The organism is Bacterioplanoides sp. (assembly GCF_965219715.1).
Lineage (GTDB): Bacteria > Pseudomonadota > Gammaproteobacteria > Pseudomonadales > Oceanobacteraceae > Bacterioplanoides.
Genome location: NZ_OZ244785.1, coordinates 1,280,227 through 1,299,093, shown reverse-complemented (window position 1 = coordinate 1,299,093; position 18,867 = coordinate 1,280,227). Strand labels below are relative to the sequence as shown.

The following is an 18,867-nucleotide window of genomic DNA, read 5'->3' as shown; positions in this document are numbered from 1 at the left end:
TTGAATAGGGTAGTTACTGCAGCAGATCCAGCGCTTCTTCATTAATCTGTTGTTCGAATTGGCGCAGCTGCTCCGGTGTGCCAAAGCGTTCTGCCAGCAGTTCCCGGGTGGTGCTGTCACCATTATTCATCAGATTACTGATTTTCTGAACCAGGCCTGAGCGTTGATTATATGTCAGATCGGCGGAATAGAGCATGGATGACAAGGCATCCGATGCCAGATTACGGACATAACGATTGTCATCATTTTCAATCAGGTCGAGGAAGCGCTCACGGTGGCGGGCATCGGTTGCACCAAGAAAGCTCAGGTGTTCAAGGGCTTTGATTCGGGTTGATTCCTGGCTGGCATTATCGACCAGCTGGGTGATCGCCTGATTCAGCCGGGCATTGTCCTGCACCTGGTTAAAGGCGCCAACGGAGCCGGAGACCATCATTAATTGCTGTATCGCTCGCAAACGTTCGTCTTCGTGCAGTGAGCTGTCAGCGACTTTATCGAGTAAATCCCGTTGCATCTGATCGGCGTACTCCGGGTCGGTTTTCAGTCGTTGTTCAAAATCCGGCGGCAGGTCACGCATCAATTCAGCGTATTCGCGCTCGGCGTCGGTTGCCGGAGGTGTGATTTGTTTGAGCGTTTCCAGCTCGGAGCGTAAAGCTTCCAGTTCACGTGCCTGCAGTTGAAGTTGTTGTTCGACTTTCAGCAGCACATCGGTCAATTCAGCAGATAAGGGCTCAGATTCATTCAGAAGTGGGCTATCACCTTCCGGCAACAGTTGGATCGGAGCTGATATCTCAGTCTGAGGCGCTGCGATGGTAACGGTTTGGCCCTGCTGGCTTTTCAGAAATGCGGTTAATGACAACATCAATGCCAGACCCGCGATCACGGGGGTAATGTATTTCATCGTAGATACCGGTAAGTAGTTATACGCAAATTGTTAATAGCTGCGAGTGAACAGAGCGTGAATGAGCGGCAAAATATATCAAATTGACCGGTTGGTTACATTTTTGCTTAGCGCTCACGATGCAGTTGTGAGAAAATCGCGCGCCAACTGTACCCCATAGCCTGATGCCACCTTTTTCGTTAAATGGTTGGCTTTTGCGGTTATGGCGGCGCCCTGTATTCTGATCTGACAGCTTATTTATTACGAGGTCTCTCATGAGCGTTCATGAAATTCGCCACCCTCTGGTTCGACACAAACTTGGCCTGATGCGCCAGCAAAATATCAGCACCCGCAGCTTCCGTCAGTTGGCCGGAGAAGTGGGCAACCTGCTGACGTATGAAGCAACCAAAGACCTTGAGTTGGAAGATTACACCGTTGATGGCTGGTGTGGCGATATTCAGGCTGAGCGTATCAAGGGTAAAAAAATCACCGTAGTTCCGATTTTACGTGCTGGTCTGGGAATGTTGGATGGCGTTCTTGAATTGGTTCCAAGCGCTAAAATAAGTGTGGTGGGTTTATACCGCGACGAAGAAACACTGGAGCCGGTAAGTTACTTCGACAAATTAGCCGGTGATATCGATCAGCGTATGTCGCTGGTGGTTGACCCTATGCTGGCCACCGGTGGCTCAATGAATGCCACCATCGATTTGCTGAAAAAAGCCGGTTGTACTTCTATCCGTGCGTTGGTTCTGGTGGCTGCTCCGGAAGGCATTAAGGCGGTACAACAAGCTCACCCGGATGTCGATATTTATACCGCGTCGGTTGACGATCACCTGAACGAAAACGGTTACATCATTCCGGGCCTGGGTGATGCCGGAGATAAGATTTTCGGTACTGAATAATTTGAGCTAACTGCGTTGGCAGAGCGGCGTTAAATTTTTACAGCAATAATTTAAAGAAATAAAAGTAGGGGAGGTAGCATGTCTCAAGAGAATGCATATGCTGGCTGGCGTACGGTGGTTGCCGGCTTACAAATGTTATTTGTCGCATTTGGCGCTCTGGTATTAATGCCATTAATTACCGGTTTAAATCCAAGTGTGGCGTTATTTACGGCAGGTATTGGTACGCTGGTTTTCCAGTTTGTGACTAAGCGTTCTGTGCCGGTATTCCTGGCATCGTCGTTCGTATTTATTGCACCAATCATCGGTATTATTCAGCAGTATGGTGATGACGGTATTGCTGTGGCAATGGGTGCTCTATTTTGCGCTGGTTTTACTTACATGATTCTGGCAATTCTGGTTGCCGTGCGTGGTGCGGGTTTCTTACACCGTATTATGCCTCCTGTGGTGACTGGCCCGATTATTATGATTATTGGTTTAGGTTTGGCACCTATTGCAGTGAACATGGCTATGGGGAAAACCGGTGATGCGTCAGCTCAGTTGTTCTCATACACGGATGCGATTTGGGTATCTATGCCAGCCTTGTTTGTGACTTTGCTGGTGGCCACCATGGCGAAAGGTATTTTCCGACTGGTTCCGATTCTGGCGGGTATTATTGTTGGTTACACCATTGCTGCGTTTATGGGCATGGTTGACTTCAGTGCCGTTAATAACAGTTCATGGATTGCCGTACCGGACTTTGTTACTCCGAAATTCGAAATGGCTGCCATTATGCTGATGATGCCGGTTGCACTGGTTGCAGCCATTGAACACGTGGGTGATGTACTGGCTATTTCCAGCGTTACCGGCGAAAACTACGTTGAAAAACCAGGCCTGCATCGCACCTTATTAGGTGATGGTCTGGCGACCTCGACGGCTGCCTTATTTGGTGGCCCACCAAACACCACATATTCCGAAGTAACGGGCGCGGTTATGCTGACCAAAGCCTTTAACCCGGTGATTATGACGTTTGCTGCAGGCTTCGCGATTGTTCTGGCATTTATTGCGAAATTTGGTGCTTTCCTGCAAACCATTCCAGCGCCGGTTATGGGCGGTATTCTGATTCTGTTATTTGGCTCGATTGCCGCTGTGGGTCTGAATATTCTGGTTAAAGCCCGGGTCGATATGGGTCAACAGCGTAACCTGGTCATTGTTTCCACCACGCTGGTGTTCGGTATTGGTGGTATGACGCTGGGCAGTCTGGAAGGTCTGAGCCTTTGTGGTTTAGTGGCTATTGTGCTGAATCTGGTTTTACCTCGGGGTGACGAAAGCGAAGATTTGCACGCTGAAGAAGAGATTGTTGAAGATATGGTGAAGTAATTATCACCGCTGCAACGTTCTGATTTTGACCCCGGCTTAGCGCCGGGGTTTTTGTAGTTGCTCCGCCAGGAAGCTTTCGATTTCCTGCAATGTTTTTAATCGGTGCTGCTCGGCACTGAGATGATGATCGCCACCTTCCAGTTCAAGGTAACGCACGTGCTTGTCTTCATCTTCCAGTTCGTCTGCCATATTGCGACTGTGTTTCACTGGTACAATCCGATCTTTATCGCCGTGAATAAGCAATATCGGTATATCGATATCTTCGGCAAAGTTAACCGGTGACGCTTGTTGCAGTTGTTTCTGATCGTGGCCGAACTGTTTTCTTTCTATTTCTTTATTGGTGTATTTGCGTGCATCCCAATAAACCATCTCTAAATCAGAGACCCCGGCGATACTGATTGCACAACGATAGGTTTCCGGGTGTTTTACTGCTCCCATAAGAGCTGCATACCCGCCGTAGCTGCCCCCGAGAATACAAATTCGTTTGTTATCGGCATTGGCGTGCTTTACGAGCCAGCGAGCAGCATCCTGTAAATCGTCCTGCATCGCCTGGCCCCATCCCTGTATCGCCTGGCGTTCGAAATCAAAGCCATAACCAGAAGAACCACGAAAATTTGGCTGAATAACGATATACCCGCGGCTGGCAAGCATTTCAGACCAATAATCGTAGCCTGAATAGTCTCGGGACATGGGGCCGCCATGGGGTAGCACCACTGCAGGCAAACGCTGGTCAGGCTGGGTGTTAATAGGGCGGGTAACATAGGCCTCAATATTCAGGCCATCGCGCGCCTTAAAACGGACATGATGTTTGCCCGCATAATTCGTTTTATTAATTTGTGGATGGCGCGAGGCGAAATCCTGAATTTTTTTCTTTTGACGATCACCAATAAAGTAGCGACCCGGATTGGTATCGGAATCCGATCGCATAATATAGAAACGCTGATCTCTGGACGTAGCGATGACTTTATTTGAGGCATCGGGAATAACTTTATCCAGGCCATTTTGGAGTCCTTTGTATTGCTTGTGCCAATAAATGACGGAATTTTCAGCGGAGCTTTGGCGAATTCCCACGACTTGCTGGTTCTCTCCTGCATAAATCAATGAGCCATCAAAGTCATATTCAGGATCAGAAAAGACCAGCTCTGGCTGCTTCTCAGCTGTGTTCATATTAACTTTAAACAGTGCGTATTTACCTTGATGATCTGCTCTTATATAGCCGATATCAGGGTTGGAATCGAAGCCGACAAAGTCGATATCAGGATCTTCCAGTGGATTAAATGGCCAGATTATTTGCCATTCTTCCTTTTCTTCCTGGCGATAAATATAAAAGGCTTCTGTTCCTTTTATTGCGAACCCTAAACGAACATTTCCCTGGCGGTCGCTATACCAGTGCTTCACATAAGGTTTGTGGCTCTGAATTAAACGCTTCTTCTGAGTTTCAATATTGACTTTATACACCGCTGGTTTATTTGCACTTCGGAAATCCGCCTGAATCAATACATGTGCCGGATCATCCGCCAGCACACTGATAATACGGTTACTGAATTGTGGCAGGTGTTCGAAACTACGTGGTTTTAATAACTGAACAGCTCCCTGATCTTTACCAATAATATGCCTGAATAATCGCTTCTCAACCGTTGCTACACCATTGCGATTTGAGGGGTAAGAGATGCTTAATAGCAGGGTGTTGTTATTTGCCCAGAGATACCAGTCGAGTCTGCTGGCGATATTATCTGTTTTAACCACTCCGACTGAATGATCGTTTTCCATATGTTGTACCGCAAGAACCTGTTGGCCTTGTTGTCCGGCGATAAAAGAAACAAAAGCGCCGTCGGGTGATAGCCGGGGGGAGCTGACCTGAGGATATTGGGCATACACTGAGAGTGGTAATGGCTGTTTCGAATCAGCATAAACCAGTGAACTAAGCAAAAAGCCCAGCAGTACGACATATCTGAACATGACAACAATCCCTGGTTGAAGTAAGTCTTTACTGATAAAAGTGTCTTTTGATATGGGAAGAATACTATTTTCTTGAGTGATTGATAAGAGTTATTCTCAATAACGAAGTGCTTGCTAATCAGGGGTTGTGAAATGATGGGTTTGCTACCATGTATAGAAACTAATCAACACAACAGGAGCGGGCATGCTCGGCTGGATTTTCTTTTTTTGTATCGTTGCTGTGATGTATTTGTTCTGGAATAAACAGCAGCAGGCACGTGTATTAGCATCAAAAGTAGTGCGTAAACATTGCGAATTGCAGGGCTTGCAGTTGTTAGACGATACCCTGACCCTGGACGGCTATCAGCTAAAGAAACGAGACGCCGGTTGGGCGCTGATGCGTTGTTATCATTTTGAGTTTTCCTCCACGGGTGAGGAGCGTTACGCTGGCTCTATTTTGTTGGCTGGCCGCAGAGTCGAGCAACTTGAGCTTGATACACACCGAATGCACTAACCGGATATCCAACAATGGAATATGAAATTCAGCATCAACCGGATGCAAAACGATTTGTTCTTATAAAAGATGGCAACGAGTGTGTACTTGATTACACACTCAACGGTGACCAGATTGATTTTACCCACACCTATGTACCATTCCGCTTAAGAGGGCAGGGCTTGGCAGAAATCCTGGTTGAGCAGGGAATAACCTGGGCGAAAGAGCAGGGTTATGAACGACAGGCCAGCTGTTGGTATGTCAGGAAGTTTTTGTAGCAATGTACTAGTGCCTATTACTGTTTATAGCTGGAAAAATTCCAGTATCCAACGACCAATTCGCTCCGCATCCGTTGGTTGCTCCAGCGTATTCATTCCCTGTTGATACGTCGGTTCACCAATCTTATCTTGTCGACGTGGTAATAAGCGCGACAGGTATTCTGCGTCGAACTCTGGATGCCCCTGAAACGCAAGCACGCGCTGATCAATATAGAAGGCAGCATTTTCACAGAACTCACTTGATGCCAGCAGCTTTGCCTGCGCCGGCAATGTTTCAACCTGATCCTGATGGCTGTAGATCAGTCGAACATGAGATAAATCATCATTCAGCCAACCCGGGTGATTGATTACCTTGGTGGTGTGTACGCCAATTCCCCAACCTTTATGACTCTTTCCGGCAAAACCTCCGAGGCTGTGGGCCAGAATCTGATGGCCAAAACAAATTCCGGCGATTTTCTCTTGCCTTTGGTGCGCCGCTGAAATCCATTCGGAAAGTGGCTGAATCCAATCAAGCTGGTCGTAAACACCGGCTTTGGATCCGGTAATCAAATAAGCGTCGCATTCACCTGGGGCTGGTAATTCGCCGTTTTGCACGTCATAAAAACGATACTGCAGATGGCTGCCGAGAGAGCCAAAGAAGCGCTGAAACATTTTGCCGTATGACTGATAATCCTCCAGCAGATCGTCGTACAGGGTGTCGGTCTCTAATATCCCAAGGCGTTTCATCTTTTTTCTCCGTTGGTTATTCGCTAACAAATGGTATTAATGTCGGGTGCTTGATGACGGCGTTTGTGATGCTTTTACCAATTTCTGCACCGCCGGGTCCTGACGCAGTGGTGTGAGAATTCCTTCAAGGCCATTGATACGAATTTCCAGTGCCAGGCTTAATAAAAACCCCAGCCTTCCGTCAGGCATACCTTGTTTGGTCATCCACAATAAATATTCTTCCGGTATATCGATAATGACACGCCCCTGATATTTCCCATACGGCATGGTGGTAGTAATCAGGGCAACCAGATCTTTTTTATCAAACATGAAGAAAAGCCAAATTTATTCAATTTGATGATATTCCCCAGAACTCAATGACTTGGCAAGTTTTCGGGCGAGTAAATGATTAATCGCCCGATTTGTCAGTTTTTTAAGGCTATTACTTTAATTATCAAGATCTTGGTGGATTCTGGTCTACACTTACTGAATGTTAAGTTTTAATCCGATTCATAAGTATTTGCGATATGGATGGCAAGCCTCAACGTTTTGAAGATCTGAAACTGGTGCCGGGACAGGCGCTGCAACTTGAGTTCGAAGGTTATTCTAATGAACGCGATCGCGCATTGCTGGTTGGATATATGCCGGGTCGCTCAATTATCGTTTCCACGCCGGTTAAAAACGGTTCGCCGCTGTCATTAAAAAATGGCATGCCGCTGGCCGTTCGTTTCTTTGCTACTCAGATTAACAGTGCCTGTGCATTTAAAACCGAAATTGTGCATGTCTCGCGGGCGCCTTTTGCCCATTTGCATCTGGCAATGCCAAAAGAGCTGGTATTGGGCGAAGTACGCAGCTCGGTGCGGGCAAAGGTGAAGCTGATTTGCTCAGTGTTGTACGGTGCAGACTCAGCGAAAAAGACATCCGCAAAAATTACTGACCTCAGTTTAGGAGGGGCGCGTTTAGAGTGTCCGTCGCTACCGGTTGAGGAGGGGCAGGAGCTTAAGATAACCGCACAGCTGACTGTCAGTGGCATTGACCGCATTATCACTCTGGTTGCGATGACGCGATCGGTGAATGTTGAAGAAAAAACTGTCTCTGTTGGGGTTCAGTTTACCGATATGAGCGATTCAGACCGAATTACACTGCACGCTTATGTTTTATCGCACCTGAATAATTGAGCCTTTTTTGATGAAGTCGAATCAGCCCAGTATTGAACTCTGGCAGAACACCTGGAATAAACTGGTGGCGACAGAAGCCTGTGATGATCGTCAGCAGGTGACGCCGATTGCTGAAGATCAGAACTTATTGCCTTTGGATCAGTTGCTGGAACGTTGCATTAAAGTGTTTCTGACGACGCGTTCTGAAGTGTTGGAAAGTGACCTGAGTATTGCAGTCTCCCAACTCAGTATGCAGTTGGGTGCCGATTATGGCCTGTTACTTATTTGTCCTGAACAGAAACAAGGCCAACCGCTGGCAATCCCTGGCGGCACGTATTTACCAACGGATTTACAACGTAATATTCGCTCCTTGGTTGGGAATGCTGATCAGTGGTGTCAGTTAGTCAGCGAGCGCCTGGTTAAAGTGATTGATCGACAATCCGATATTGACCATCGGGAGCAGTTTCTCCTTAATGCCATGGCGGCAGATACGGTGATTATGGTTCCGATCATGGGGCGAACTGATGCCGGTGGCTGCCTGTTCTTTTCGGTATCGGAGCGACGCGCAATATCCGATAGCGAAGCCTCTCTGCTTTCCACATTTGCCCAATTATTCTTTCTGGTGCTGGATCGTAGCCGCATGGTTGATCGCCTGGAGCGGCGAGAACAGTTGTTGGAACGAACCGAGCGATTGGCAAATATTGGCAGTTGGAGTGATGATGTTCTGAATAACTGCATTACTTTTACCAAACACGCTGCCGAGATTTTTGAAATTGATCCGGATATCCAGAAAATAACGCTGGATGATTATTTTCAGTTTGTGCATCCCGAGGATAAAGATCGTGTTGCCAGGGTATTGCAACACAGCGTTGAAAGCGGTGAACCTTCTGACATGATTTACCGCATTATCACGGCTCAAGGGAATGAAAAATACATTCACGGCCTGGGTGAAGTGCTGCAGGATGATCAGGGTAAAACCATTGCTCGCAGTGGTTCGGTGCAGGACATCAGTGAGCAGCAGGCGAAAGAACGGCGCTTGAATCAGTCGGTGGTTGTATTCGAATCAACCATGGAGGGGATTGTTATTACCGATGCCCGCTCCTGTATTGAAGCGGTTAACCCGGCCTTTTGTCAGATTACCGGCTACAAAGAAGAAGAGATTATTGGTCGACCGATTTCAATTCTGAAATCAGGTCAATATGGCAGTGATTTCTACCGCAGTATGTATCAGGCCATTGAAGATCAGGGCTATTGGCGAGGTGAAATATGGAACCGCAAAAAGACCGGTGAAATATTCCCGGAATGGCTGACGATTACTGCGGTTCGCGATGGCAATAACCGTGTCAGTCATTATGTCGGCGTGTTCTCTGATATGTCGAAAATTAAAGAGTCGGAACAGCAATTAGAGCATTTGTCTTATTATGACTCGATCACAAATTTACCCAACCGCGCGTTATTACTCAGCCGTCTTGAGAACGCCTTGGAGAAAGCGCGCACCAGCCAGCGCAAAGTTGGTCTGATCGCCATCGATCTTGATCATTTCAAGCACATTAACGACAGTCTCGGGCATCCCGCCGGTGATCGTTTGCTGCAGGAGTTTGCCCATCGTTTACGGCGCCGCTTGCGCGACAGCGATACCGTTGCCCGGCTGGGTGGTGACGACTTTATGGTGGTATTGGAAGATGTCGTTTCATCAGAGCAGGTGCAATCGGTTTCCGCCATCATTAAGGGGCTACTTGAGCAACCATTCGATGCTGGGGTGGGTCAAGAGTTGTACATCAGCGTTTCCATGGGAATTACGCTGTTTCCGGATCATGGCTCATCGGTTACCCAGTTATTGAGTAATGCTGACGTTGCTGTATTTAAAGCCAAGCAGGAGGGCCGGAATCGTCACCAGTTTTACACCAACGATATGACACAGGCGGCATCAGACCGACTTGAGTTGGGTAATCAGTTACGTAAAGCGTTGCAGCGCGAAGACGAATTACAGCTCTATTATCAGCCTCAGGTTTGTTTGCAGACCGGCCAATTGATTGGTGCAGAAGCATTGATGCGCTGGCATCATCCAACGGAAGGCATTATCCCCCCCGGGCGCTTTCTTCCGGTTGCAGAAGACAACGGCTTAATGCCGGAGCTGGATGCCTGGGCTTTACGCTCGGCTTGTAGCACGCTGGCGCGCTGGCAGTCGGCTGGCAATCAGCCAATTTCGGTGGCCGTGAATATTACCCAGCCAACCTTTGTTGCGGGTGGTCTTGTTGAACTGTTGCAGCGTCTGCTGAATGAGTTCTCAATTGATGCCAGTTGGCTGGAGCTGGAAATTACCGAAGGCGCATTGCTTGAGCCAACGCCACAGGTTCTGGACACCATTGCCGGGCTTAAATCGTTGGGTATCAGTCTGGCGATCGACGATTTTGGTACAGGATACTCATCGCTGGCGTATTTGCATCGTTATCAGGTGGATAAACTTAAAATTGATCGCAGTTTTGTTAATTCGATCGAAGAAGATGATGAGGGGCGGGTGATCACCACAACCATTATTAGCCTGGCGAAAGGCCTTGGCTTGAAAGTGCTGGCTGAGGGTGTTGAGACTGAAAGTCAGTTGGTGTTTTTACGTGATAATCAATGTGAGAGTTATCAGGGGTTTTACTTCAGTCGGCCAGTACCGGTCGTGCAGATGGAAGAATTAATGGGCCAGTAATTCTTCCATCTGCACGACCGGCACCGGCCCAGTAACCTTACTCGTAGGTGCAGAAGTATGCGGTATCTGTCGCTACTTTAACCTGGAAGGAAACGTTTTCATCAACATTAAAAGACTCGCCCTGCTTGAACGTCTGGAAGCTGTCAGCGCCAGGCAGTTTTACGTCCATGCTGCCGGATACCACGGTCATAACTTCTTTCTGGCTGGTGCCAAACTCATAATCACCAGCAACCATAACGCCTACTGTTGCAGGTAAGGTCTCAGTTTGCAGGCCAATAGATTTTACGTTGCCATCAAAATATTCGTTAACTTTCAGCATGGGTATTGCTCCGGATAAATAAAAAGGGAGCGTATTATAGGGAGCTTGCAGGGTTATGTCTCGTACTATGCGGATGGCAATTGCAGAGGAATCTGAATTCTGAATTCGGAGCCATTGCCTGGCGAGCTGCAGACTATAAGCTGGCCACCGAGACGTTCACTGACCAGATCGTAAATAATGTGTGCGCCCAGGCCACTGCCGCCATCGCCACGGCGGGTGGTGAAGAAGGGCTCAAACATATGTTGCAGCACTTCACTGGTCATACCTTTGCCATCATCGCGGTAGCGAATGACGGCCTGATCGCCGACCTTGCCAATTTCGATCATTATTTCGCCGTTCTGTTTATCATCATATGCGTGTATCAGCGAGTTCATAATCAGATTAGTGAGCACCTGAGACAGAGCGCCGGGGAAACTGGCGATATGGACCCGCTCTGGGCAATCGACCGTAATTGTTACCGGGCGCGCTTTGAAATTGGGGCGCAATGACGTCACAACGCTGTTGATGTAATCGCCCAGCTCAAAGTCGCGATATTGCTCGCTGGCCTGATCGACTGCAACTTGTTTAAAGCGGCTGATTAAATCAGCTGCACGTCGCAGATTATCAATGGTGATCTGGCTGCCTTCGTTAGCGAAATCAACAAAGTCTGTAAATTCCTGTTTATCCAGAGTGCTGTTGCGAAAAGACCGATTGATCTGATGGAGCTGATCTTCGAGCGCGGTAACGGCAGTGACAGCGATGCCGAGAGGTGTGTTTACTTCGTGTGCCAGGCCTGCAATTAACTCCCCGAGCGCTGCGTATTTTTCCATGTTGACCAGCTGTTTCTGAGTGAGTTTAAGTTGTTGTAATGAATTGATGGCTTCTTCTTTTTTGGCGTTCAGCTCTTCTGTTCTGAGTTGCACTTTCTCTTCGAGGGACGCATTAAGCAGAGCAATTTCAGATTGGCTGGCCAGTAGCTCGTCGTTGGTTTCTGAAAGTTGTTCGGTATAACGCTCAATTTGTTTTACCAGCGTATTAAAAGCATCAACGATGGGTTTGAATTCGTTTTGAGTCTGATAATTCAGCGTATTCATCTGAACTTTGTGCGTGTCCGGGTGAACGCTGATCGAAGATTTCAGTAAAAACAATATCTGATCGAAGGGGCGGAATAATAGTTCGAGCAATAAGGCAACGATGGCAACAAACAGCACTGCGATCCCGATCCCGGTCGTCAGGGTGTGTTGCGTTTGCTCGTCAACGATCTTTGCCAGATCGCTATCCGGAACAATGACGCCAAATACCAGACCCGTATTGGTCAGGCCGGCGACGACCTGTTCCTTGCTGTCATCCAGAGAAGAGAAATGACTGATCTCCGAGCGTTTCAGAGACGACAGTTTGTCTTGCCACTGCTTCAGTTTTTGGTTAACGAGAGTCGATTCCCGATGTGTGTCGGCGAGCAGGGAGTCCGGACTACCCGGGTAAATTAAAAACGTCTGGCTGTCAGGTGTAGGTTTTAATTCGCTCAGATAGTGACGGATATCTTCCATTGACCAGTCTACGGTTGCCATGCCGATAGCTTGCTGTTGATCGAACATTAAGGCATCAACAGTGGTCATCAGCGCTTCCGTGGCCGCTTCATCGAAGTACGGTGGCGTCCAGAAAATATCCTGCCGAGCGTTATGATTTTGCGAGGCTAGGTCTGGCAATGCTAACTGGTACCAGTCCTGTTTCGGGTAGTTGTACTCCTCGGTGTTCAGCTCCCAGCTGAACATGACCTGATGTTGGCTACGATAGGCATAAGGCCCCAGTAGTCGGGTGTTTTTATCGAATTGATAGGGCTCGTACCAGATGCCACCGCCAATTGCCTGAGGGAAGGGAGTAAAGGTATTGATCAGCAAATCGCTGAATTTTTTATTTCTTTGCTCTTCATCAAGGCGGTGACGTTGTTGGTAAATCAGCTCGCCCGCGCGGGCAAGTCCGCGGGCACTACGCGACATTTCTGCAGCAAGGGCATTGAAGTGATGTAGGGTGGAGGTAACGGAGCTGATGATCTGCTGTTGGTTGTTTACGAACACAGACTGGCCAGCCTGGTGGCTGAATTGATAAACCAGGGCAATAAAACCTATCAGCTGAAGTGCGATAACGCTCAGCAGAATACGGGATTTAATACTCATCTATCAGCGGAATCTGCCTGTAATGACCTGAACCAAGACTAGCAGCTCCATGGGTGAATTGCTTGTTGAGCTTTGAATTTGTTCCTTAAAGTACAAAATGCCGGGACAATTAGGTGCTTATCTTAATGGTCTTCCCATTGTTGTAGATAATGCTGCAGATTTCGTTGCGGATGGCGGGGGTAATGCTCGCCCAGAAGGTGAATGCTGTCGACACGGTCCAGCCGAAAGCTGCGGTAGGCGTCCCGTGTTTCACACCAGGCCAGAAACGTCCAGCGCTGTCCCCAGAACAACATTCCCAGTGGCCAGACCGTTCGCTGGCTTTTATTGCCCTGGGCGTCCTGATAATCCATCGATACTTTCAGCAATCTTTCACAGGCATGCCGGATATTTAAATGGACGGTTTGTACCGGATTTTCCTTAAGAACAGGTGGTACGCAATATGGACTGTTATCTGCCCGCATCAGTTGTTGTTCGGGTAATACCGCACGGATTTTGGCTTCAGCCCGCCTGGCTGCCTGCGCCAGCTCCGGGTCGGTCCAGGCGGCAACCATATGAGTGCCAAGCAGGATGGATTGTACCTCATCGAAGTCGAACATCAGTGGCGGCAGCTGGAATCCAGGCTTAAGGCGATAACCAATCCCGGCTTCTCCCTCGACCGGAATTCCCGACACAACCAATGCCTGAATGTCGCGATAAATCGTCCGTACAGAGACTTCCATAAATTCGGCGAGCGTTTCGGCGGTAACGGCTGTTCGCCGGCTGCGCAGCAAGGTGACAAGCTGGAACAAGCGCTCTGATTTATTGGACATGATTGTGGCTCCGGAAATTCTCGCCCGAGTATAAGGGATACACTATGTCAGGGGGTGTCAGTAGAGGGAATGGGCCATCAAACATAAAGTTACATAAATGGCGAGCTTTAGCAGGTGCTTTCAGGTATACTCGCCGCCCTTTTTGATTAACCCCAAGTCGGGCGTCGCCGTCATACAGGCAAGTCGGAATCCCAAATACTGTTTATCCAGGGTGAGCGTATCCACGCTTTCACCCTCTGTTCAGTTGCAGATCCCTTGTGTGAGAGTGGAAACGGTTTAGCCCAGCTTCTTGAACACAGGTACAATATGACCGATTCAACCCCAACAGGCTTTGCGAGCCTGGGTTTACCTTTTCAAATTTTACGCACTCTGGAAGAGTTGGGCTACGAAGAGCCATCGCCAATCCAGGCCAGCAGTATCCCAACACTGCTGGAAGGTCGTGATGTATTAGGTATGGCCCAAACGGGGACCGGTAAAACGGCAGCTTTCTCGTTGCCGATTCTGGCCCGGACTCAACCGGATCTGAACGCTCCACAGGTGCTGGTATTGGCACCCACTCGTGAACTGGCTCAGCAGGTTGCTGAAGCGGTTAAAAGCTATTCGAAATATCTGCCGGGTATCAATGTTTCTGCCATTTACGGCGGTACTGATTACGGCAGCCAGCTGCGCGAACTGAAGCGTGGTCCACAGTGGGTGGTGGGTACTCCAGGCCGTGTGATGGATCACTTACGTCGTGGCACTTTGAACCTGTCTGATATCAAGGCAGTGGTGCTGGATGAAGCCGATGAAATGTTACGTATGGGCTTTATCGATGACGTTAACTGGATTCTTGATCAGGCGCCTAAACAGCGTCAGGTTGCGCTCTTCTCTGCAACCATGCCGAAAGAAATTCAGGCGGTTGCAGAAAAGCACCTGAACGATCCGGTTCAGGTGAAAATCAAAGCCAAAACCACCACTAACGACAAAATCCGTCAGCGTTACTGGTTTGTTGGTGGCGTGCATAAAAATGATGCGTTATTGCGTATCAGTGAAGTTGAAGACTTTGATGCCATGATGGTGTTTGTACGCACCAAGCAGGCCACCGAAGAAGTTGCCGACTTTATGCAGGCTAACGGCTTTAAATGTGCGCCGCTGAATGGCGACATCCCTCAGCAATTACGTGAGAAAGCGGTTGAAAAGCTGAAAGCCGGCAAGCTGGATATTCTGGTTGCGACCGATGTTGCTGCTCGTGGTCTGGACGTTGAGCGTATCAGTCACGTTGTTAACTACGATATTCCTCAGGACACTGAATCCTACGTTCACCGTATTGGTCGTACCGGTCGTGCCGGTCGTGAAGGTGAGGCGATTGTTTTTGTTCGTGGTCGCGAAAAGCGCATGCTGCGTGATATCGAAAAAGCCACGCGTCAGACCATCGAAGAGATGCCGCTGCCAACCGCAAAAGACGTTAATGCCAAACGCAAAGAGCGGTTCCAGGCACGTATTGTTGATGCGATTCACTCCGACAAGAACCAGGTATTCCGTGACATTATTGAGTCAGTTTTAACCGAAAACCCGGTTGATACTCTGGATGTTGCTGCTGCGATTGCCAGCCTGTTACAAGGCAACAAGCCTTTGTTCCTGGACGAAAAAGCCGACAGCCGCATGATGGAGCGCCGTGAGCGCGAACCTCGTGAGAAACGTGAGCGCGGTGATCGTAATGACCGTGACCGCGGCCCTCGTGGCAAGACGTTACCAGAAGAGCAGGCGAAAGCACTGAAAGGACAGCCAGACGTTGAAATGCAGCGTTATATGGTTAACGTTGGTTACGACGATGGTCTGCGTCCGGGTAACCTGGTAGGTGCTGTTGCCAACGAAGCTGACCTGGAAAGCCGCTATATCGGCCATATCGAAATCCTGGAAAACTTCTCGGTCATTGATTTACCTGCCGGTATGCCTGAAGCGACCATGGCTGTGCTGAAAAAAGCACGTGTCTGTGGCCAGGCTCTGAGCATGAAAGAATATAAAGCGGCTGATGCACCAAAAGGTGATGGTAAACGTAAGGATCGCGGTCCTAAGAAACCTCATCGTGGCGGCAAGCCAGGCGAGCGTGGTCGTTCTTCTGAGCGTCAGGGCGAGCGTCGTGGCGGAGATCGTCGAGACAGCAAGCCAGGCGGTTTTAAGAAGCGTAAGCCGCGGGATTAATAACGTTCCGCTAAAATAAAAAAGGAGCCAAACGGCTCCTTTTTTATTGCTCGCTGTTTGTGATCGCAGATCAGTACTGACGATTAATCAGTTCATTGGCTTTTTGAGCGGCGCGTTTAGCGACAGATGTGCCCGGGAATTCAGCTGAAATCTTACGGAAGTAGGCCAGTGCTTTGCGGTTGTCGCCATGGCGGTTGTAAGGGCTCATGTAAATAAGGCCCAGCTGGTACAACGCCTTAGCACGCATTTCGTCTGACGAGGCGCGGTTATCGTACAGAATCAGGTATACACCTTCTGCATCTTCCACACGTTCATCGGTAATGGCGCGTTCGCTCATCGGTGTCAATTCGGCATCAAACGGCGTTTCGTCTCGTGCCAGCAATTTCGCGCGGTTAACCTGAGTCAGCAGCTGTTTGGCTGTCAACTGGACCGTTTCATCATGACGCTGTTGCAAAACCTCAAGACGTTTTTCTACACGCTGTTTCAGACGTGAATCCGGAAACTCAATACGGTGCTGATTAAAATAAGCACGTGCTTTGGCGTCATCACGGTAATCGTTATAGCGGTTCATATAAATCAGGCCGATCTGGTAGATAGCCAGAGATTTGATGTTATTGCTGTAATCCGGATCGGCATAACCTTTCAGGTAGGTGGATACCGCTCCTTCGGTTTTGCCTCGTGAAATCGCCTGTACGGAAAATGTCAGCAGATCCGGCTCTTCTGCCAGTGCTGCAGCGGCACGTACTTTGATGTCTTCATCGCGACGGGCAAGCTCATGGCCAACACCTTCGGCTACCAGAAGTGGTGTTGCGGCAGCGCAGCCACCCAAAGCAGCGATAACACTAAGAAGTGCAATTAGTCGGATCATTATAGGTTCCCTGATCGATTTATTAATCTTTTGTGAAAATGCAGGGCTAGTGTAATTATCTGTAACCGGAATGAAAAGGTACGCTTGGGCCATACCGGGAAACTGTTTGACTTGAATCTATCGTGAGGCGGGGAGGTCAGACCAAAATCGCTGTTTTGGCCTGAAGAGTCATATTTCTGGTAATCAGATGAGTTTGCTGACAACCGCAGCAAGCAGGCCAACACAGCCACCAATGATTGCGCCGGTAAGCATGGCCTTCTGACTGGCTTCTTTAATTTGTTTCTGCAGGCTTTGATTCTGGCTGGCAATCAGAGCTTCGCTTTCCGCTTTGTTGGTTCGTACTACTGTAACCAGATCGTCGGCTGCTTTTTTATTGACCTTGTCGGCAACCGCCGCAGCCAGCCGCTGGTTCAGTGGCAATGTCGCTTTGTAGATCGATTGTGGATCAAGTGACTTTTTCAGTTCGGTTTGTAAGGTCTCATATTGCTGGCGAATCTGAGACTGAATCTGTTCCAGCTGATGGGACTGAGCGCTTTGTAATTGTTGGGTTGAGCTGTCGAGCCCGGCTGCAATTTCCGCTTTGGCTTCAGTAATGGCCAGTTTCAGATGTTTCTGAACCAGTTTGTCGACTTCTACCAGTGCAATTCCGTCTGGTTGACTGGTTTCGCGTTCGTCATTGGCAGCCGGTTCGTCGAGTGACTCGATAACCGCCATCACGGCTTCCTGATTGGCTGGTTTTGCCAGAACCCCTTCGGCACCGTGGGAGCGGGCGATATCGAAATATTCTTCGCCTTCTTTGGAGGTGTACATGATGGTTGGAATGGTTGACGTTTTGGGGTTGGACTTGATCAGCTGTGTCGCCTCCAGACCATCCATACCTGGCATCATATGATCCATAAAGATCACATCCGGTTGTGATTTATCCAGGAATAACAGAGCGGCTTCGGCACTTTCAACGGCTTCGGCTTTTACATTCATGCGCCCGAGCAGGCGTTGCAGCATCATGCGAGCTGATTTTGAGTCGTCGACCACCAGTGCGTTTTTAATAGCCATTTTTATTCCTGAAAATGTACTGATAACAATCGGGTATAAGAACAATTCGAGTCAGGCAGGTCAAGGGCCGATTCGGGTCATCCTTAGTGGTTGTGACGCTGTACACAACCATCGGCCTCGCTGCTTTAAAGCGTTCTGCCGGGTGAAGCTACTCGCCGCCAGCAGATTATTATATAGTCGGGTTCTGAGTTTCCGATCAAGAGAGTCTGATGCCGACTGCCCGGTCACACGATCACCTTATTAAGGCCGCTGCTTATGCGTCGATGGCCGTTGCCACTTTGCTGTTATTGGTGAAGCTGGCTATCTGGTGGCTGAGTGGTTCCGCCAGTGTGCTGTCATCAATGCTCGACTCTATGATGGACATTGTTGCGTCGGTTATAAACTTCTTCGCCATACGATATGCACTGATGCCTGCTGATGATGATCATCCGTTTGGGCATTCCAAGGCAGAAGGTATCGCAGCCTTGATGCAGGCAGCGTTTATTACCGGGTCGGTGACCGTTCTGCTGTTGCATGTCTCCGAGCGCTTACTCAATCCCCAGCCTTTACAAGCCTTGCCTGAAAGCCTTGCGGTTATGTTGTTTTCGACGTTACTGACGGTAGCGTTGGTGGGCTACCAGCGTTGGGTGGTGAAACAAACCTGCTCGTTGGCGGTTAAAGCTGACTCAGAGCATTATGCCAGTGATATTCTGATGAACTTAGCGGTTGTTGTTGCCTTAATCGGTGCCTACATTGGAGTGGATTGGCTGGATCCATTGATTGCTTTGCTGATTGCCTTAATTTTACTGCGCAGTGTTTATAGCATTGCCAGGCTGGCGTTAGGTGTGCTGATGGACCAGGCGCTGGCAGAAGATGAGGAGCAAACAATTAAAGACGTGATTTTGGCGCAGCCAGGTGTGAAGGGTTTTCATGACTTAAAAACGCGGCAGTCAGGCAGTGTGCAGTTTATCCAGTTTCATCTTGAGTTAGACGGACAGCAACCTTTGTTGCAGGCACATGAAACGGGTGAGCAAGTAAATATCTCCATTCAAAAGTGCTTTCCCCGTGCCGAAATATTAATTCATCAGGACCCGGTGTAGT

Annotated in this window: 17 protein-coding genes; 8 read left to right on the top strand and 9 right to left on the bottom strand. The window is 48.8% G+C overall.

Translation table 11 applies throughout. The features are described 5' to 3' along the window. Positions 1-13 precede the first annotated feature (13 nt). Complete coding sequence (locus ACOQOZ_RS06435; protein WP_420591452.1) at positions 14-898, bottom strand: hypothetical protein; 885 nt, start codon at positions 896-898, stop codon at positions 14-16. 254 nt (positions 899-1,152) lie between these two features. On the opposite strand from ACOQOZ_RS06435, the gene upp reads away from it, so the two are divergent. Both upp and ACOQOZ_RS06425 read left to right on the top strand, forming a co-directional pair. Then, the gene (upp, locus tag ACOQOZ_RS06430; RefSeq protein ID WP_420591451.1) at positions 1,153-1,779 is read left to right on the top strand and encodes a uracil phosphoribosyltransferase; all 627 of its coding nucleotides are present in this window, start codon (positions 1,153-1,155) and stop codon (positions 1,777-1,779) included. Positions 1,780-1,857: 78 nt separating this feature from the next. Beyond that, entirely contained in the window at positions 1,858-3,135 is a 1,278-nt protein-coding gene (locus ACOQOZ_RS06425) for a uracil-xanthine permease family protein (protein WP_420591450.1), read from the top strand. Between the two features lie 36 nt (positions 3,136-3,171). Here the strand turns inward: ACOQOZ_RS06425 and ACOQOZ_RS06420 are convergent, their stop codons facing one another. After that, a complete protein-coding gene (locus tag ACOQOZ_RS06420) occupies positions 3,172-5,094 on the bottom strand; it encodes an alpha/beta hydrolase family protein (RefSeq protein WP_420591449.1) in 1,923 nt (640 codons plus the stop codon). Positions 5,095-5,278: 184 nt separating this feature from the next. Here ACOQOZ_RS06420 and ACOQOZ_RS06415 point away from each other — a divergent pair, with 184 nt between their 5' ends. Together ACOQOZ_RS06415 and ACOQOZ_RS06410 are read left to right on the top strand one after the other, a co-directional pair. Further along, entirely contained in the window at positions 5,279-5,587 is a 309-nt protein-coding gene (locus tag ACOQOZ_RS06415; protein ID WP_420591448.1) for a DUF3301 domain-containing protein, read from the top strand. 14 nt (positions 5,588-5,601) lie between these two features. Continuing rightward, positions 5,602-5,844 carry a GNAT family N-acetyltransferase gene (locus ACOQOZ_RS06410; RefSeq protein ID WP_420591447.1) on the top strand — a complete coding sequence of 81 codons (243 nt, stop codon included), beginning with the start codon at positions 5,602-5,604 and terminating at the stop codon, positions 5,842-5,844. A 24-nt stretch (positions 5,845-5,868) separates the two neighbouring features. On the opposite strand, the gene ACOQOZ_RS06405 is transcribed toward ACOQOZ_RS06410, so the two are convergent. Both ACOQOZ_RS06405 and ACOQOZ_RS06400 read right to left on the bottom strand, forming a co-directional pair. Then, entirely contained in the window at positions 5,869-6,570 is a 702-nt protein-coding gene (locus tag ACOQOZ_RS06405) for a glutamine amidotransferase-related protein (protein ID WP_420591446.1), read from the bottom strand. A gap of 36 nt (positions 6,571-6,606) precedes the next feature. Continuing rightward, entirely contained in the window at positions 6,607-6,879 is a 273-nt protein-coding gene (locus tag ACOQOZ_RS06400; protein ID WP_420591445.1) for a DUF3820 family protein, read from the bottom strand. Positions 6,880-7,076: 197 nt separating this feature from the next. Between ACOQOZ_RS06400 and ACOQOZ_RS06395 the strand changes: the two genes are divergently transcribed. Together ACOQOZ_RS06395 and ACOQOZ_RS06390 are read left to right on the top strand one after the other, a co-directional pair. Further along, positions 7,077-7,727 (top strand): flagellar brake protein, encoded by a 651-nt coding sequence (locus tag ACOQOZ_RS06395; RefSeq protein WP_420591444.1) that lies wholly within the window; start codon positions 7,077-7,079, stop codon positions 7,725-7,727. Between the two features lie 10 nt (positions 7,728-7,737). Further along, complete coding sequence (locus ACOQOZ_RS06390; RefSeq protein WP_420591443.1) at positions 7,738-10,404, top strand: EAL domain-containing protein; 2,667 nt, start codon at positions 7,738-7,740, stop codon at positions 10,402-10,404. Positions 10,405-10,441: 37 nt separating this feature from the next. On the opposite strand, the gene ACOQOZ_RS06385 is transcribed toward ACOQOZ_RS06390, so the two are convergent. The 3 genes from ACOQOZ_RS06385 to ACOQOZ_RS06375 all read right to left on the bottom strand — a co-directional run bounded on the left by ACOQOZ_RS06385 (position 10,442) and on the right by ACOQOZ_RS06375 (position 13,685). Continuing rightward, on the bottom strand, positions 10,442-10,723 hold the full coding sequence (locus ACOQOZ_RS06385) for a pyrimidine/purine nucleoside phosphorylase (RefSeq protein WP_420591442.1): 282 nt from the start codon (positions 10,721-10,723) through the stop codon (positions 10,442-10,444). Between the two features lie 65 nt (positions 10,724-10,788). Next, complete coding sequence (locus ACOQOZ_RS06380; protein WP_420591441.1) at positions 10,789-12,876, bottom strand: ATP-binding protein; 2,088 nt, start codon at positions 12,874-12,876, stop codon at positions 10,789-10,791. A gap of 122 nt (positions 12,877-12,998) precedes the next feature. Further along, on the bottom strand, positions 12,999-13,685 hold the full coding sequence (locus ACOQOZ_RS06375; protein ID WP_420591440.1) for a helix-turn-helix transcriptional regulator: 687 nt from the start codon (positions 13,683-13,685) through the stop codon (positions 12,999-13,001). Positions 13,686-13,991: 306 nt separating this feature from the next. On the opposite strand from ACOQOZ_RS06375, the gene ACOQOZ_RS06370 reads away from it, so the two are divergent. Further along, entirely contained in the window at positions 13,992-15,866 is a 1,875-nt protein-coding gene (locus ACOQOZ_RS06370) for a DEAD/DEAH box helicase (protein ID WP_420591439.1), read from the top strand. A 70-nt stretch (positions 15,867-15,936) separates the two neighbouring features. Here the strand turns inward: ACOQOZ_RS06370 and ACOQOZ_RS06365 are convergent, their stop codons facing one another. Further along, entirely contained in the window at positions 15,937-16,734 is a 798-nt protein-coding gene (locus ACOQOZ_RS06365; protein WP_420591438.1) for a tetratricopeptide repeat protein, read from the bottom strand. Positions 16,735-16,917: 183 nt separating this feature from the next. After that, positions 16,918-17,787 (bottom strand): response regulator, encoded by an 870-nt coding sequence (locus ACOQOZ_RS06360; RefSeq protein WP_420591437.1) that lies wholly within the window; start codon positions 17,785-17,787, stop codon positions 16,918-16,920. 209 nt (positions 17,788-17,996) lie between these two features. On the opposite strand from ACOQOZ_RS06360, the gene ACOQOZ_RS06355 reads away from it, so the two are divergent. Beyond that, entirely contained in the window at positions 17,997-18,866 is an 870-nt protein-coding gene (locus tag ACOQOZ_RS06355; RefSeq protein WP_420591436.1) for a cation diffusion facilitator family transporter, read from the top strand. Position 18,867 lies beyond the last annotated feature (1 nt).

Coding starts and splice junctions, on each gene's coding strand:
- ACOQOZ_RS06435 (WP_420591452.1), bottom strand. CDS start 898: ATGAAATACATTACCCCCGTGATCGCGGGTCTGGCATTGATGTTGTCA.
- upp (WP_420591451.1), top strand. CDS start 1,153: ATGAGCGTTCATGAAATTCGCCACCCTCTGGTTCGACACAAACTTGGC.
- ACOQOZ_RS06425 (WP_420591450.1), top strand. CDS start 1,858: ATGTCTCAAGAGAATGCATATGCTGGCTGGCGTACGGTGGTTGCCGGC.
- ACOQOZ_RS06420 (WP_420591449.1), bottom strand. CDS start 5,094: ATGTTCAGATATGTCGTACTGCTGGGCTTTTTGCTTAGTTCACTGGTT.
- ACOQOZ_RS06415 (WP_420591448.1), top strand. CDS start 5,279: ATGCTCGGCTGGATTTTCTTTTTTTGTATCGTTGCTGTGATGTATTTG.
- ACOQOZ_RS06410 (WP_420591447.1), top strand. CDS start 5,602: ATGGAATATGAAATTCAGCATCAACCGGATGCAAAACGATTTGTTCTT.
- ACOQOZ_RS06405 (WP_420591446.1), bottom strand. CDS start 6,570: ATGAAACGCCTTGGGATATTAGAGACCGACACCCTGTACGACGATCTG.
- ACOQOZ_RS06400 (WP_420591445.1), bottom strand. CDS start 6,879: ATGTTTGATAAAAAAGATCTGGTTGCCCTGATTACTACCACCATGCCG.
- ACOQOZ_RS06395 (WP_420591444.1), top strand. CDS start 7,077: ATGGATGGCAAGCCTCAACGTTTTGAAGATCTGAAACTGGTGCCGGGA.
- ACOQOZ_RS06390 (WP_420591443.1), top strand. CDS start 7,738: ATGAAGTCGAATCAGCCCAGTATTGAACTCTGGCAGAACACCTGGAAT.
- ACOQOZ_RS06385 (WP_420591442.1), bottom strand. CDS start 10,723: ATGCTGAAAGTTAACGAATATTTTGATGGCAACGTAAAATCTATTGGC.
- ACOQOZ_RS06380 (WP_420591441.1), bottom strand. CDS start 12,876: ATGAGTATTAAATCCCGTATTCTGCTGAGCGTTATCGCACTTCAGCTG.
- ACOQOZ_RS06375 (WP_420591440.1), bottom strand. CDS start 13,685: ATGTCCAATAAATCAGAGCGCTTGTTCCAGCTTGTCACCTTGCTGCGC.
- ACOQOZ_RS06370 (WP_420591439.1), top strand. CDS start 13,992: ATGACCGATTCAACCCCAACAGGCTTTGCGAGCCTGGGTTTACCTTTT.
- ACOQOZ_RS06365 (WP_420591438.1), bottom strand. CDS start 16,734: ATGATCCGACTAATTGCACTTCTTAGTGTTATCGCTGCTTTGGGTGGC.
- ACOQOZ_RS06360 (WP_420591437.1), bottom strand. CDS start 17,787: ATGGCTATTAAAAACGCACTGGTGGTCGACGACTCAAAATCAGCTCGC.
- ACOQOZ_RS06355 (WP_420591436.1), top strand. CDS start 17,997: ATGCCGACTGCCCGGTCACACGATCACCTTATTAAGGCCGCTGCTTAT.